General features: G+C 39.2%; 7 protein-coding genes. All 7 read left to right on the forward strand.

Going from position 1 to position 16,936, the window contains the following annotated elements:
* Positions 1–129 precede the first annotated feature (129 nt).
* The 7 genes from IV512_RS08310 (at position 130) to IV512_RS08340 (ending at position 16,878) form a co-directional block, all read left to right on the forward strand.
* A complete protein-coding gene (locus tag IV512_RS08310; protein WP_209402315.1) occupies positions 130–3,147 on the forward strand; it encodes a TonB-dependent receptor domain-containing protein in 3,018 nt (1,005 codons plus the stop codon).
* A gap of 9 nt (positions 3,148–3,156) precedes the next feature.
* Positions 3,157–4,749 carry a RagB/SusD family nutrient uptake outer membrane protein gene (locus IV512_RS08315; RefSeq protein WP_209402316.1) on the forward strand — a complete coding sequence of 531 codons (1,593 nt, stop codon included), beginning with the start codon at positions 3,157–3,159 and terminating at the stop codon, positions 4,747–4,749.
* A gap of 68 nt (positions 4,750–4,817) precedes the next feature.
* On the forward strand, positions 4,818–8,072 hold the full coding sequence (locus IV512_RS08320) for a VCBS repeat-containing protein (protein ID WP_209402317.1): 3,255 nt from the start codon (positions 4,818–4,820) through the stop codon (positions 8,070–8,072).
* Positions 8,035–8,643, forward strand: a complete 609-nt coding sequence (locus IV512_RS08325) for a hypothetical protein (RefSeq protein ID WP_209402319.1) — start codon at positions 8,035–8,037, stop codon at positions 8,641–8,643. Before IV512_RS08320 ends, IV512_RS08325 begins: the two co-directional genes overlap by 38 nt.
* A 74-nt stretch (positions 8,644–8,717) precedes the next feature.
* Entirely contained in the window at positions 8,718–11,921 is a 3,204-nt protein-coding gene (locus tag IV512_RS08330; protein WP_245224701.1) for a VCBS repeat-containing protein, read from the forward strand.
* A 2-nt stretch (positions 11,922–11,923) separates the two neighbouring features.
* The gene (locus tag IV512_RS08335) at positions 11,924–15,166 is read left to right on the forward strand and encodes a VCBS repeat-containing protein (RefSeq protein WP_209402322.1); all 3,243 of its coding nucleotides are present in this window, start codon (positions 11,924–11,926) and stop codon (positions 15,164–15,166) included.
* Positions 15,167–15,393: 227 nt separating this feature from the next.
* Complete coding sequence (locus IV512_RS08340) at positions 15,394–16,878, forward strand: xylulokinase (RefSeq protein ID WP_209402323.1); 1,485 nt, start codon at positions 15,394–15,396, stop codon at positions 16,876–16,878.
* Positions 16,879–16,936 lie beyond the last annotated feature (58 nt).

A 16,936-nucleotide genomic window follows, 5' to 3' on the forward strand; every position in this document is an offset into this window, starting at 1 on the left:
TTAACAAAAAGTTATTAACACGAAACCGTTTTCGTGATACGCATTTTCTAATCAAGCATATTTTTAACTAAATTTTTGCATATTTTTAACTTTTCAACTAAAATTATAACTCAACTAAAATTATTCTTTATGAAAATTACATTTTTAAAGAACCTGTTAATGCTGGGGGCATTTTTATGTCTTGGGCTTGTTCAGGGTCAAGAAATATCGGGAACTGTCTCCGACGCCACCGGCCCCCTACCAGGTGCCAGTGTAGTTGTCAAAGGGACCACCAATGGTACCCAAACAGATTTTGATGGAAACTATAGCCTTTCAGGCGTAGAAGAAGGTGCGGTTTTAGCGTTTAGCTACATCGGCTATAAAGGTCAAGATATAACTGTTGCTGGACAATCTACTATAGATGTAGTGTTGGAAGAAGATGCGCAAGCTCTCGAAGAGGTCGTAATTGTAGGCTATGGTAGCCAACAGAAAAAAGAAATTACAACGGCAGTTACCAGCGTAAGTTCGGAGGATTTTAATCAAGGTACTGTAAATGACCCAACACAATTACTACAAGGTAAGGTAGCCGGTCTAACTATAGTAAATAAAGGTGGTGACCCAAACACAAACGGCACGGTACGTTTGAGAGGTATATCTACGATAGGTGGTAACCAAGAGCCATTAGTTGTAATAGACGGTGTTCTAGGTGGTTCATTAAATAACGTTGACCCTAATGACATTGAAAACATTACAGTTCTAAAAGATGGATCGGCGGCGGCCATATATGGTACAAGAGGCTCTGCCGGTGTTATTTTGGTAACTACCAAATCTGGTAAGGTAGGCCAACCCATGCAACTGACTTATAACGGACAATTTGCTACTTCAAGTATTGCCAACCAAATCGACATTATGAATGCTCAAGAATTCTTGGCAGCAGGAGGTAACGACCTAGGTAGTGATACCGACTGGATCGACGAAGTAACTCAAACAGGTTATTCTCACGTGCATAACATTGCTGCCGTTGGGGGCACCAACGATGTGTCGTATCGAGTTTCAGGTAACTTCAGAAAGTTAGATGGTATTCTTTACAATACAGGTTTCAAGCAATTGAATGCCAGAACCAATGTAACCGCCAGACTTTTTGATGATAAATTGAAAGTCGATTTCAATTCAGCATTAACACGAAGAGACAGTAAATTCGGATTCAATGAAGCTCTTCGATATGCTATAACCTATAACCCAACAGCTCCGGTTTTTGGCAAAGATGCACCTTTTCCATTTGCTTCGAGCCAGTATGGAGGGTTCTTTGAAACTTTAGGTCTTTTTGACAGTTTTAACCCTGCTTCTATTGCAAGACAGAGTGATAATGATGGTACCACAAACACCATCAACTACAGCATGAATTTCAACTACAGACTAACTGATCATTTGGCTGCTAATGTAAATTTCGCAACTCAAAACATCAAAAAGAACAGATCACAATATTTCCCAACCACAGCATTGTACTTAGGTAATGCAGTTAGCCCGACCACAAGAGGTTTGGCAAACTTTTTAACTGAAGAGACCCGATTCGATTTATTTGAAGGTTTTGCCACCTATAATAATACTGTAGGCGATAATATCAGTTTCACGGTTACAGGTGGGTACTCTTTCCAAGAGACCGATTTTAACAACGTATTCTTTCAGTTGGGTGATTTTCCTCCAGGAATTAACTTCGATTTCAGAAATAACATAGAAAGTTCTCAGGATCTTACAGAAGCTGGTAGAATTGTTGCCAATAGTGATAGAAGAGATGGCGATAGAATAGTAGCCTTCTTCGGTAGATTAAACGCTACTTTTGACGATGCTATATATTTAAACGCATCCTTGAGAAGAGAAGGATCGAGCCGTTTTGGAGAAGAAAACCAATGGGGTCTTTTTCCTGCGGTAGCTGTTGGTGCCGACTTGAACAAGTACATTGGTCTTGACAATGTAAATTTACTAAAAGCAAGAATCGGCTATGGTGTTACCGGAGCGATTCCGCCAGAGGTAGGTCTTTTTGCAACCACTTACGCACTTAACCCTGGTACCAGTGGTCAAGATGGCTCAAGTACAGGTCAAGGTAACCGTGCTCCCAACCCAGATTTAAAATGGGAGGAAAAAGGAGAGCTTAACTTCGGTATTGAGTTTGCTACTGACCGCTTGTCGGCAACTCTTGATCTTTACACCAGAAATATTGATGATTTCATTAGTTTGGTGAATGTAGATGCCGCCCTTTATGGTGGTATTAGCCAGCGTTACGAAAATGCTGGTCAGTTAAAAACTAACGGTTTAGAATTTACGGTCAATTATGATGCTGTTAAAAAGGAGAACTTCAACTACAACACAGGTTTGATTTTTTCAACATACAAGACCACTCTAGAAAAGAATCCGCAAGGTGATCAAGTAATTGCCAATTTAGGTGCTCCTGGCCAAAACAATACTAGTGTGATTTTGGTTAGAGAAGGAGAAGAAGTAGGGCAAATATGGGGTCCTGTATTTACAGGTGAGGTTGACGCCAATGGAACTCCGCAATTAGTAGATGTCAATGGTGATGGAGAAGTAATTACAGATCAAGGAAAAGCTTTAGATGACGATGTAGATTTTGCTGTTCTTGGTAAAGGTCTCCCAGATTTTGAAATAGGGTGGACCAATCAGGTAACCTTTGGTAATTGGGATGTTAATGCATTTTTCAGAGGGGCGTTCGGGCATAGTTTAGTAAACACTTTCCGTGCATTTTATGAACCAATCATTGGATCACAGTCTTCATATAACTTTATGAATACCGAGTTTGCCCGTTCAGATATTAAGACTGCACAATTTAGTTCTTACTACGTTGAGAAGGCTGACTTTTTAAGACTTGACAACCTTTCTATAGGTTACAATTGGAATGTTGACAGCGACCACATAAAAGACATACGTTTATCTCTTAGTGGCCAAAATCTCTTTACGATTACTGGGTATTCAGGTACTGATCCCGAGCCGGTATTACAGGATTTCGGAGATAACAATAGCGCCAATGGTGAAATTGTAATTACTGATGGTGCGATAGACACGGGAACCGCTAATCCCCTTGCTCCTGGTATTGATAGAAGAAACAGCTATTTTACACAGAGAACATTTACACTAGGGCTAAACATTAACTTTTAAAAAAATACTATGAAACAATTATTTAAAATAACATGTCTCAGTACCATGCTCATAGCATTTTCTTGTACTGATCTTGAAGATGATTTGGAAGATTCCTTCACCGAAGACCAGCAATTTTCCAATAACGGGGTTTCTCTCGGCGGTGGCGGTGGCGGTGGTGCCTTACTTGCGCCCTTTAGTAGGCTACGCGCAGGTACCGCAGGCAATACCGGGTTCTTTGCAACCAATACGGTAACCGGTGACGATGTTGCCGTAACCCAAAAGGGTGGTGACTGGTTCGATGGCGGTATATGGATTCAGTTGCATCGCCATACCTACGGCTCTACACATGATCGTATTAATGAATTATGGAATGACGGTTATGCAGGCATAGGTGAGTGTAACACCTCTCTTGCCGGTTCATTAAATGCCAATCAAACTGCTCAAATTAGAGCCCTACGTGCATATTTCTATTGGAGGTTAATGGACGGTTTTGGCCGGGTCAAAATTATTACTTCCCCAGGTCAGGATGCACCACAGTCTAGCAGACAAGACGTGTTCAACTTTATTGAAAGTGAATTATTGGATGTTCTTGGTATACCTGCCGTGACAGCAAGCTTGAATCTATCCGGTAGTGACTTAAATACTGATATCAGTAATTATAGAATCAATCAGTACGCTGCTCTAGGTATTCTTGCGAAATTATACTTGAATGCAGAAGTCTATACCGGCACTCCAAGATGGGAAGAGGCACAATGGGCCGCTGAGTATATTCTTGACAATAGCCCATATCAATTATGTGCCGATGGTTGTTCAGTGCCTAATCAGGCGAAAAGACCAAGCGTTGCCAGCGACCCCGAAACCTTAGAGGGTTATGCGGCAGTTTTCGCCCCGAATAATGAGAACAATCCGGAAATTATATGGGCTGCCGAGTATGATGAGACTGGAGCTGGCGGAATGAATTTTAATGTGATGACACTTCATGGTCCAAGTCAATTAACTTGGGGGCTTGATGTTCAACCTTGGAATGGTTTTGTTGTATTGGAAGAGTTCTACAACAGTTTTGAAGATGATGACCTTCGAAAAGAGGCCAACTTCTTGCAAGGTCCTCAGACCGATTTTAACGGAGATCCATTGTTAGATTATGCCGCTGACGATGGTGAACTTGTAATTGACTACAAGCCGAATATTAATGAATTAGAACCAAATGCTTGGAGAGACGGTGGTGTTCGTATGAAGAAATTTAGCTTTGCGCTCTTTCAACGACAGGATATGAACAATGATTACCCGATTGTTCGCTTGGGAGATGTGCACTTAATACGTGCCGAAGCCATGGCGCGAGCTCAAGGAGATTGGAGCATGGCCCTATCAGATGTGAATGCTCTAAGAGACCGCGCAGGTTTGGGAGCTCTCTCATCATTGGATGAAGATGGTTTCTTGGCCGAAAGAGGAAAGGAAATGTTTCAAGAATCTAGTCGAAGAATTGATTTGATTCGTTTTGGCAAATATGAAGATACTTGGTGGGAGAAAACAGATTCTGATCCGGCCAAAAGAATCTTTCCTATACCACAAGCACAAATTGATGCTTCAAACGGTACTTTGACCCAAAACCCTGGCTATTAAAACAGAAGGTTTTATAAATTTGCAAGGGTTGTTCAGATGAACAACCCTTTTTTTATACTATTCAATAAATGAAGTGGTGCTATCTTTTACCTTTAATAGCAATTGTTTCTTGCACTCCTAAAACGGCTGATAAAGAGTCGACTCTTTTCATTTTAAAAGATTCGTCAGAAACTGGCATTTCCTTTGAGAACAATCTAACCTATTCTGAAAATTTCAACCCTTATCTCTATCGTAATTTTTATAATGGCGGTGGCGTTGCCATCGGTGATGTTAACAATGATGGTTTAGAAGATATCTACTTCACTGGAAACATGGTAGACAACAAATTATACTTGAACAAAGGAAATTGGAAATTTGAAGAAATAGCCGAATCAGCTGGCGTAAATTGCCCAAACGTATGGTCTACAGGTGCTACTTTCGTAGATATAAACGGAGACGGGTTTTTAGACCTCTATGTTTGTAAATCAGGAAAACCAGAGGGTGAAAATCGCCACAATGAGCTATTCATAAATAATGGCGACCTTACCTTTACCGAATCGTCAAAATCTTTCGGACTCGATATCAACGGCTTATCAGTTCATTCAGCTTTCTTTGACTATGATAAAGATGGTGACTTAGATGTATATGTTCTGAACAACTCCTTAAAATCAATTGGCGGATTCGATCTTGTCGAAAATCAGCGAAATATACCAGATGAGCAAGGTAACGGAAACAAGTTTCTAAGAAATGACGACGGAAAATTCATTGACATTACCGAAGAAGCAGGCATCTATTCTAGTAAAATAGGTTTTGGACTAGGCATTACATTAGGAGATTTTAATGAAGACGGATGGTACGATATTTTTGTGTCCAATGATTTTTTTGAACGTGATTATCTATACATCAATAATAAAGAAGGAGGTTTTACAGAAGAATTGGAAAATTATTTCAACTCGATATCAATGGGATCTATGGGTGCCGATATTGCAGATTTAAATAACGACTTGCTTCCCGATTTAATCGTTACTGAAATGTTACCGGAAACCAATGAACGACAAAAAACAAAAACAGTTTTCGAATCATGGGACAAACATGACCTAGCCGTCAAACGAGGCTATTATTACCAATACCCAAGAAATGTTTTGCAACGTAATCTAGGAGATAAGTTGTTTTCTGAAATTGGCCGTCAGGCGCAGGTTTCTGCCACCGAATGGAGTTGGGCCGCACTGATTTTCGATATGAATAATGATGGTCTGCGAGATATTTTTATTAGCAATGGTATTTACAAAGATTTACTTGATCGCGATTACCTCAACTTCGAAGCAAATCAAGAAACCGTAAGCAGTAGGTTACAGCGTAACGAGAAAAACGTGATTACTAAATTAATCGACGCTATGCCATCAAAGGCAGTCGCGAATAGTGCTTTTCAAAATTTTGGAAATTTCAATTTTAAAAATAAAAATACGGATTGGGGCTTAGATACGCCCTCATTCAGTAATGGAAGCGCTTATGCAGATCTTGATAATGATGGTGACCTTGACTTGATTATGAACAATGTGAATATGCCATCTTACGTTTATGAAAATACTACGGACACCCTTATACGCAGAAGTATTCAACTAAGTCTTGCTCAAGAAGGCAATAATTCAAAAAGTATAGGTGCCAAAACCACTATATTTTATGATAAAGACCAAAAAAGTTATGCCGATAATTTTGTTTCCAGGGGCTTTCAGAGCAGTGTAACCTCAAAAATACATTTTGGCGTCGGTAAGTTTGAGAAAATAGATTCTCTTCAAATTGAGTGGCCAGATGGCACATTTCAAACCATCAAAGATTTATCAACGAATCAAATTCATCATTTCGTACATCCCAATTCGATAAATACTAGTAAAAGTCCACCAGCTAAAATAGATGATAAAATTATCCAAAAAGTCTCCCCTCTGTTTAATTTTATTCATGAAGAAAACCGCTTTCAAGATTTTAACAACGAGCGTTTATTACCGCAAATGTTCAGTAATGAAGGTCCAGCATTCGCTACAGCAGATTTGAATGGTGATGATATTCCAGATTATTATATAGGGGGGGCTAAAGGTCAAACAGGTCAGCTTTTTCTTTCTCAAATAAATGGTTATCGAACCGTTGAATCTCCATTTGAGGTAGATAAAAATTCTGAAGACACGGCAGCCTCGTTTTTTGATGGAGATGGTGATGGAGATTTAGACCTATATGTCGCACATGGCGGCAGGGCTTTTTCACCCTATTCTACCGACCTTAATGACTCGTACTACGAGAACAAGGGCGGTTCATTCACCAAGTATAAATCTGCTCTTTCATTCCCCAAAACCATCAGCTCATCTACGGTACAAGCTGAAGACTTTGATAATGATGGAGATATCGACCTATTTGTCGGTGAACGTTATTATACCAACACCTATGGACTTCCGGGCTCTGGCTATATATTAGAAAATGATGGCAGCGGTACTTTCGCCGTTAGACAATCCTTAGAAAACATAGGCATGATTACAGGTGCCGTATGGCTTGATGTAAATTCTGATGAACGTAAAGACTTAATTATTTCGGGAGAGTGGATGCCTCTCAAAGTTTTCATAAATTATAAAGAAGAATTTAAAGATGAATCTGAATCTTATGGGTTAAAAAACACCCATGGTTTGTGGAATACATTAGAAATTGCCGATGTCGATGGAGATGGAGATTATGACCTCGTCGCAGGCAACTTTGGCACCAATAATTTCTATGAAAAGAATATGAGAATGTTCGTGCATGATTTTGACGGCAATGGCTTTAAAGAACAGATAATCTGTAAGTTAAACGACGGCTTGTATTACCCCATAGTAGATAAAGACGAGCTTATTTCTCAAATGCCTTCTTTAAAAAAGAAGCTTCTTTACTATAAAGACTACGCCAAGGCCGACATAACCTCACTCTTCTCAAATGAGGTACTTCAAGATGCTCTTAAACTTGACCTAAAGTTGTTAAGAACTTCAATTTTTCTTAATGAGAAGAATAAATTCGTGATTCAAGACTTACCAGACGAAATTCAATATGCACCTGTGTATACAATCACCAAAGAGGATATTGACGAAGACGGGAATATAGACCTTTTTTTCGGTGGTAATCAGTTTTATGTCAAACCACAATTTGGCAGGTATGATGCTTCGACAGGATGGGGTATATTTGGTCCGGTTTTAGAAAACAAGGTAATTCCTTTAAGAATTAAGGGACAAATAAGAAACCTGAAGTGGTCAAAAATTAATAATGAACAAATTTTAGTAGCTACGATTAATAATGATAGTACAACATTTTATAGGTTTAAAAAAGAATAGTGGCATTTTGGTCATATTTGCTTTTCTTATTGCAAGTTGTTCATCTTCAGTTTCTCAATATCAAGAATTGGTTGATAAAGAAATGGCTTCCGAAAAAAGATATGATTCCATTTTGTTCGGAATGAAATTTGGCCAGACCAAAAAGCAGTTTTTCGAACGCTGCTGGAAACTGAACAAAAAAGGCGTCATCAAACAGGGGCCGAACAACAAGTTTGTAGAGTACAGACTTCCATTGAAGAAAGACCAAAACTTGAAAGATGCCATTATCATGCTTTTTTATGGAATTTTCGACCGAAATAATACCATGACGGGTATGGATTTACAGTTTTCATATAATGCCTGGTCATTATGGAATGAAAACTTGCAATCTTCCGAACTGGTGCCTTCGGTAAAAGACTCGCTCATGAAGTGGTATCCTGGCAATGATTTTAAATTGCTGAAAATGCCCAAAGACACTAATTCCGTCTTCGTAAAGGTAGATGGCAATAGGCGCATTTTAATCAAACCTATAGACGATCCGCGAATAGTTAAAGCAAGAATTGACGATTTAAGATATATATCAGAAAAATAACAATGCTCAAAAAACTATCCATATCTATCATTTGCATTTTTCTTCTTGGTTGTAGACAACAAGAAGAAAAAAGAATGGCTGTTAAAGAAACATTTCAATTGCTGAGTGAGAAGGAGACCGGCATCAATTTCTCGAATACGCTTTCCTATGATAATTTGTTCAATGTGTACACTTACCGAAATTATTATAATGGCGGTGGTGTCTCAATTGGTGATATAAACAATGACGGTTTGCCCGATATTTACTTTACCGCGAACCAAGACAAAAACCGATTATACCTGAACAAAGGTAATTTCACGTTTGAAGATATTACCGACAAAAGCGGCACTGCCGGTAACAAACCTTGGTCAACAGGTGTAGCTATGGTCGATATAAATGGCGATGGCAATCTAGATATTTATGTTTGTAATTCTGGTGATCTTAATGGGAAGAACAAACAGAACGAACTTTTCATCAACAATGGTGATCTAACGTTTACCGAGAGGGCTGCCGAATTTAATCTAGACGACAAGGGCTTCTCAACCCATGCCTCTTTCTTCGATTATGACAAAGACGGAGATTTAGATGCTTATATACTTAACAATTCGTACAAGGCGATAGGCGGTTTTGATCTCAAAATAAACGAACGCGATAAAAGAGATGAGCTTGGTGGCGATAAACTTATGGAAAACAGAGATGGCAAATTCGTCGATGTCAGTGAAAAGGCAGGAATTTACGGAAGTGTGGTAGGCTTTGGCCTTGGGGTTACCGTAGGCGATGTAAACAACGATGGGTGGGAAGACATCTACGTCTCTAATGATTTTTTTGAGCGTGATTATCTTTATATCAATCGACAAGACGGTACTTTTAAAGAAGATTTAGAAAAACAGATTACGGCGATCAGCGGCGCATCTATGGGAGCCGACATGGCAGACATCAACAATGATGGCTTTAATGACATATTCGTTACCGAAATGCTTCCTTCCGAATATCAAAGGTTGAAAAGCGTGACCACTTTTGAAGATTGGAATAAATATCAACTTAAATTAAGTACAGGCTATTACCATCAATTCACTCGCAATACACTTCAGTTGAACAACACCAACAATTCTTTCAGTGAAATTGGGCGATTGAGCGGTGTTGAGGCATCAGATTGGAGTTGGGGAGCTCTTATTTTTGATATGGACAATGATGGTCTCAAAGACCTTTTTATTGCAAATGGAGCCTATAAAGACTTGACAGATCAAGATTACCTGCAATATATATCTAACGAAGAAATATTGAAATCTATGATTGCCAATGACACGGTCAATTATGCCAAACTCATTGACATCATCCCTTCAAATAAATTAAAAAATCATGCCTATAAAAATCAGGGTAATCTTCGGTTCGAAACTTATGAAACTTCTGGCCTAAGAACTGAAAGCTTTTCTAACGGTGCAGCATACGGCGACTTAGATAACGATGGCGATCTAGATTTGGTAGTTAACAATTTGAATATGCCGGCCTTTATTTACAAAAATCTTTCTATGGATGAGAAAGACGGCCACTATCTTAAACTGAACCTCAAAGGTGAAGGGCCAAATACCGCTGCAATAGGATCAAAAATTAGTATAGAAGAATTAGGTCTTAGCATTGAGAACCAACCCGTTCGAGGTTTTCAATCAAGTATGGATGTGAGACCCAATATAGGGCTTAAATCGTCTCAACCTATTTCTGCACGAATTGTCTGGCCCACGGGAAAAATAACAGAGTTAAAGAATATTACGGTAGACACCACCCTGACATTATTCGAAAAAGATGCCGTCGAATCAAACGTTAATGATCAATCTAGTCAAAAGCTATTTAAAAGAGCTGAATCAAAAATAGACTTCGTTCATACCGAAAATAGGTTTGTAGATTTTGACCGTGACCGTTTGCTCAGCCATATGTGTAGTACTGAGGGCCCGAGAGGCAATATGGCCGACGTAAATAATGATGGTAATGAAGATTTTTTTCTGGGGGGATCAAAAGGCAACGCCCCAACTTTATTATTGGGTACCGCAAAAGGCTTTTCAATAAAGGACACTGACGAATTTGAAAACAATAAGGGCTCAGAAGATGCTGGCAGTCTTTTCTTCGATGCCGACAATGATGGTGATTTAGATTTGTACGTTTGCAGTGGCGGATCAGAGTTTTCACAACGTTCTCCCGCCTTTATAGATCGTCTATATTTTAATGATGGAAAAGGAAACTTTGAGCTATCGTCTCAAAAGCTACCAACGGGTACCAGTGTTCATAGTACTTCAACCGTAGTGGCATCTGATTTTGACAACGATGGCGACCTTGACCTTTTTGTCGGAGAAAGAGTTGTACCTCTTAAATATGGTACGCCGTGTTCTGGGTTTATGCTAGAAAATGATGGAAAAGGAAACTTCACAGATATCACGAAAAAAATTGCTCCAGCACTACAAGATATCGGTATGATAACCGATGCGGTGTTCGCCGATATCGATAATGATGGTAACGAAGACCTGCTCGTTGTCGGAGAATTCATGGGCATTGAAATTTTCATAAATGACCAAGGCTATTTCACCCATAAGAAAGATGACAAACTTAGTCGAACCAAAGGCTGGTGGAACACCATTGAAAAAGCCGATTTAGATGGCGATGGCGATATAGATTTCATAGTAGGCAATCTTGGCTTAAATAGTCGATTCAAGGCATCAGAAAATCGCCCCGTGTCCTTGTTTTCAAAAGATTTTGATGGAAATGGCTTTATTGATCCCGTATTGGCGTTTAGAGCCGATGACGGTAAAGATTACCCATATGCACTTCGGCATGATTTGACGGCACAGATTAAGGTTCTTACAAAAAAATTTCCTGATTATGAATCTTTTAAAAATGCCGATATCACCGAAATTTTTGAAAAAGAAGAGCTTAAAGATGTAAATCTTTTAGAAGCAAATAACTTTTCTTCTATAATTTTAATAAATGAAGGAAACTCAAACTTCTCCATCAAAGAATTACCGATAGAAGCCCAATACTCCGCCATATATGCTATCGCCTCACATGATTTTGACTCAGACGGTGATTTAGATTTGATTCTCGGCGGCAACCTTTATGGGGTTAAGCCCGAAATGGGTCGCTATGATGCTAGTTATGGCACTTATTTAGAGAATCTGGGCGATATGAATTTTAAAGCGATCAAAGATGGCAATGGCTTTCATTTAAATGGTCAGGTACGTGACATTTTTGTTCATGATAACCAACTGATAGTGGCCCGTAATAATGATTCTCTCGCTCTTTTTAAATTTTAAGAATGAAATTAGCTTTACGCACAATTCTAGCATTCGTAATTCTTTTGGTATCCTGTGGCAAAAAAGTTGCTACGGAAACGAAAGCGTCTGAAAATTATTTCAGACAGGTGCACCCCGATAGTAGCGGAATAAATTTCTCGAATGATCTTTACTATAGCGACGAACTAAACATAATCGAATACCTATACTATTATAATGGTGGTGGAGTGGCCGTCGGAGATATCAACAACGACGGACTTGAAGACCTCTATTTTACGGCCAATCAAAAACCAGATCGACTTTACCTCAACCAAGGAAATTTAAGGTTTAAAGACATCACGGAAGAAGCGGGCCTACAAATTGACTCTACATGGTCTACGGGCGTTACTATGGAAGACATAAATAACGACGGTCTTTTAGATATCTACGTTTCAAAGGTTGGCAAATACAAATCGCTGAACTCACATAACCTACTTTACATCAATAATGGTGATCTTACCTTCACTGAAAAATCGGAAGATTATGGATTGAACTTTTCAGGATTATCTACGCAAGCTTCCTTTTTTGATTATGACAATGATGGTGATATGGATGTATATCTTATGAATCATTCCGTTCACACCCCTAGAAGCTACGGTAATATTGAACAACGGAGCCAAAATGATTCCCTATCGGGCGACCGGCTTTATGAGAACCTTTTGGACGAAGGAAAAGAAACATTTAAAGACGTAACGCAAATCTCTGGCATATATAGTAGTGCCCTTGGGTATGGTCTCGCTTTAATCACTTCTGATGTAAATAGTGATGGTTTAGTTGATATTTATGTCGGTAACGATTTTCACGAAAACGACTACCTGTACCTTAATCAAGGAGATAAGACATTTAAAGAAAGTAGCACTGATTTTCTAGACCATACCACTAGATTTACTATGGGTGTTGATATTGCCGATATGAACGGAGATCAACTGTTTGACATTTTCACTTTGGATATGATGCCTTTCGACCATGAAATTTTTATGAAATCTGGCGGCGAAGACTCTGATAAAGTGAGAAAAATCAAAGAGAATTTTGGGTACGGTGAACAATATGCACGAAACACCTTCCAACTCAATCAAAACAATAACTATTTTACAGACATTGCCCTGCAAACAGAAACCCATGCTACCGATTGGAGCTGGAGCGTGCTGCTACAAGATTATGATAACGATGGTCTAAACGATATTTATGTAACCAACGGAATCTACAAAAGACCGAATGACCTCGACTATATCAATTATTTGAGCAATACTGATTTTGCGCAATTCAACTTGAACCAGCAGAAAGAAACCCAGAAAAAATTAATTGATGAGATGCCAACGGTAAAATTATCGAACGTCTTATTTAAAAACCAAGGTGACTTGAGTTTTGAGCGAATATCTAGCAGTTCAGACTCGGGTCCCTCCTATTCCAACGGGGCCGCATATGCCGATTTAGACAATGACGGTGATTTAGACTTGGTAGTCAACAATATTGACCAGAAGGCCTTTGTGTTGGAAAACACAACTAAGAAGGAAAATCATTTCATTTCATTAGAAATTAAAGGCGATGAAAAATTTAGAAATACTACAGGCACCAAGGTTTTTGTCTATACTGAAGATATGTCTTTTGTAAAAGAATTAACGGTGACCAAAGGCTTTCAGTCATCTTCGACGCGTAGACTTCATTTTGGGCTCGGTGAAATTCAAAAAATAGATTCCATTAAGATTAAATGGCTTGATGGCTACGAGCAGGTTGAAAAAGACATTGCAATTGACCAATTTCAGACTCTGACTAGAACTGACAACCTAAAACCGAGTAAAGCTTCGGTCAAAAAAGAAGTAGAACCCTTAACCACCTTCCCCTTTATTCACTTAGAAAATAGTTTTCTCGATTACGAAAGAGAACCTTTAATGCCAGAGAAATTATCCTCTGAAGGGCCTGCAGTCGTCGAAGCAGATTTCAATGGAGACGGGCTGACCGATTTATTCATAGGAGGGGCAAGATATCAATCTTCGCAACTATTCCTGCAACAAAAAAATGGAGAATTCATTAATTCTGTAAATAGCAACTTGGGCAAAGATCTCATTTATGAAGATGTATCGGCCGCTGCATTTGACCTAGAAAATGACGGAGACCTCGACCTGTACGTAATGAGTGGAGGCAATGATAAGTTCGAAGAAGATATTCAACTAGAAGACAGAATTTATGTGAATGATGGTAATGCCAATTTCACGCGTTTAAAAACGAACCTAATCCGCACCAATGGGGGCAGTGTGTCGTCTAGTGACTTTAACGGCGATGGCTATGACGACCTTTTCATCGGTAATCGCTCCATTCCTGGTGGCTATGGCCTCTCTCCTTTTAGCTATATGCTTACCAACAATGGTAAAGGTGAGTTCATGATGGCTCAAAAGGGAAGGTTAGGTATGGTCACCGACAGTAAATGGGCCGACATCAACAATGATGATTTGTTAGATTTGATTATAGTTGGCGATTGGATGCCGATTACCATACTGCTCAATCAAGGTAACTCTAGTTTTTTAAACAAAACAATCGACTTTGGTCTTGAAAACACCCAAGGTATGTGGAACACCGTTTTGGCCGATGATTTCGATGGTGATGGCAGGGTCGATATAATGGCAGGTAATGCAGGATTAAATTTTAAGTGGAAGGCATCGGTAGAGAAACCCGTGAAGTTGTATTTAGACGATTTCGATGATAATGAGCAACCAGACCCCATTATTTATTACAATTTCTTTGGTGAATATGTGCCGTATGCTTCCAAAGATAAATTGACCGGACAATTGCCTTCTCTAAAAAAGAAATTGCTCAGTTACACCGACTTTTCGAAAACAGGGAACATAGAAGACCTTACAGGGAAAAAAGAAAGTGAAATTCTGGAAATAAAAAAGATATCGGAACTGAGGTCAATGGTTTATTGGAACAAAGAAGGTGGGTTCAAAGCCACTGCCCTTCCACAAGAAGCACAAATGAGCAGTATTGAAGATTTCTATAAAAATGACAACACGATATACTACGTGGGCAACTATTTAGGTTATGCCAACGAACTGGGTCAGAGCACAGCGAATTCAGGTGGTGTTTTAACCATAAACAACGGAGAACTTAAATCATCTGGAAATCTACCCATACCAAAAGGATTAAACAGTCGTAGAATAGTTCGGTTAAATGGCAACGAATACCTAGTAATTTCCAACAACGATAAAGCTTATATCGTCGAACCAGATTAGAGAGTGGTTAAGGGTAATTTTTCACATTCAACTTCATTAATCTGAACGAAAGAGAATCTATATTTTTTTTTGCAATAATTGGGCAATGAAATGGCACAATAGATGCATACAGCTGTAATCGCACAAATTTGCTACATAAATGCTTCATCATTTACACTAAATAACACATCTCTTACTTGTAACAAAGAGCCTAAAACAATATCTTACCACCTCCAAATTTTTGAACCATGTATTCTATAGGATATGATATTGGCAGTTCTTCAATAAAGGCTGCATTAATTGAAACTTCAACCGGCAAAAGTATATCGGTAGTAAACGAACCTCCTGTTGAAATGGGCATGATAGCCCACGAAAACGGATGGGCAGAACAGCACCCGAATGACTGGTGGAAACACGTTTGTACCGCAACAAAAAGACTTGTAAATGAGAATGCGATCGATGCCTCTGACATAACTGGGGTAGGCATATCATATCAAATGCACGGCCTCGTAGTTGTCGACGAAAGTGGCGAGCCATTGCGAAATTCCATTATTTGGTGTGACAGTAGAGCGGTTACAATTGGGCAAAAAGCCTTTGACGAATTAGGCAATGAAAAATGCTCGGAACACTTGTTGAATTCTCCGGCGAATTTTACCGCTTCAAAATTAAAATGGGTCAAGGAAAACGAACCGGAAATCTATGCCAAGATATATAAATTCATGCTTCCCGGTGATTATATCGCCTATAAATTAAGCGGCGATATTCGCTCGACCATTTCCGGACTTTCAGAAGGTATTTTTTGGGATTTTAAAAGCAATTCGATTGCCGATTGGTTTTTAGAACACTATGGTATTGAAGAAAATCTTATTCCCGAGCTGGTCGGCACTTTTTCAGAACAGGGAAAAGTTTCTACCGAAGGGGCATCGGAATCAGGTTTAAACCAGGGAACGTCGATATTATACCGAGCTGGTGATCAACCGAACAACGCTTTGTCGTTGAACGTATTCAACCCTGGTGAGGTTGCGGCTACCGGAGGTACTTCTGGCGTTATGTATGCCATAACCGATAGTCTTTCAGTGAAAGAGAGTGCTCGTGTCAATAATTTCGCTCACGTTAACTATACGACCAAAAACACCAGAATTGGTAAAATGGCCTGTATAAATGGTGCGGGAATTATGTATCGGTGGCTAATGAACAATCTTGATGTTTCTTCATACGAAGAGATGAACGATCTTGCCGCTGGTGTACCGATCGGTTCTGATGGGGTGACCATACATCCATTTGGCAATGGTGCCGAACGTGTACTGAACAATAGAACTTTGGGTACTAAAATGGCCAATATCAACCTAAACAACCATACCAAGGCCCATTTGTGCAGAGCTGCCTTGGAAGGTATTGCCTTTTCTTTTGTGTATGGAATGGAAATCATGAAATCTGACGGAATCGCTCCTCAGGTCATACGAGCAGGTAATGACAATCTGTTCAGATCTGATATTTTCTCCAATACAATTTCGACACTTATTGGTCAAGAAATAGAAATCTATAACACCACAGGGGCTATAGGTGCCGCAAGGGCTTGTGAACTGCACAAAAGAGATTTTGAGACTTTTGGCAAGCGAATTATAGATAACGATTTCGTGATGAAATTTAGGCCTTCCGCAGAAAAAGAAGCATACGGAAAAGCATATCAGAAATGGAAAAACGAACTTGAAAACATGCTACAAACGAACTAGGTTCTTATCATGAAAATTATGCAGTACAACTATTAAAAATAACTGAACTCTAATTAAA

The organism is Pseudozobellia sp. WGM2 (genome assembly GCF_017810075.1).
Lineage (GTDB): Bacteria > Bacteroidota > Bacteroidia > Flavobacteriales > Flavobacteriaceae > JADNYK01.

Coding starts and splice junctions, on each gene's coding strand:
- IV512_RS08310 (WP_209402315.1), top strand. CDS start 130: ATGAAAATTACATTTTTAAAGAACCTGTTAATGCTGGGGGCATTTTTA.
- IV512_RS08315 (WP_209402316.1), top strand. CDS start 3,157: ATGAAACAATTATTTAAAATAACATGTCTCAGTACCATGCTCATAGCA.
- IV512_RS08320 (WP_209402317.1), top strand. CDS start 4,818: ATGAAGTGGTGCTATCTTTTACCTTTAATAGCAATTGTTTCTTGCACT.
- IV512_RS08325 (WP_209402319.1), top strand. CDS start 8,035: ATGATAGTACAACATTTTATAGGTTTAAAAAAGAATAGTGGCATTTTG.
- IV512_RS08330 (WP_245224701.1), top strand. CDS start 8,718: ATGGCTGTTAAAGAAACATTTCAATTGCTGAGTGAGAAGGAGACCGGC.
- IV512_RS08335 (WP_209402322.1), top strand. CDS start 11,924: ATGAAATTAGCTTTACGCACAATTCTAGCATTCGTAATTCTTTTGGTA.
- IV512_RS08340 (WP_209402323.1), top strand. CDS start 15,394: ATGTATTCTATAGGATATGATATTGGCAGTTCTTCAATAAAGGCTGCA.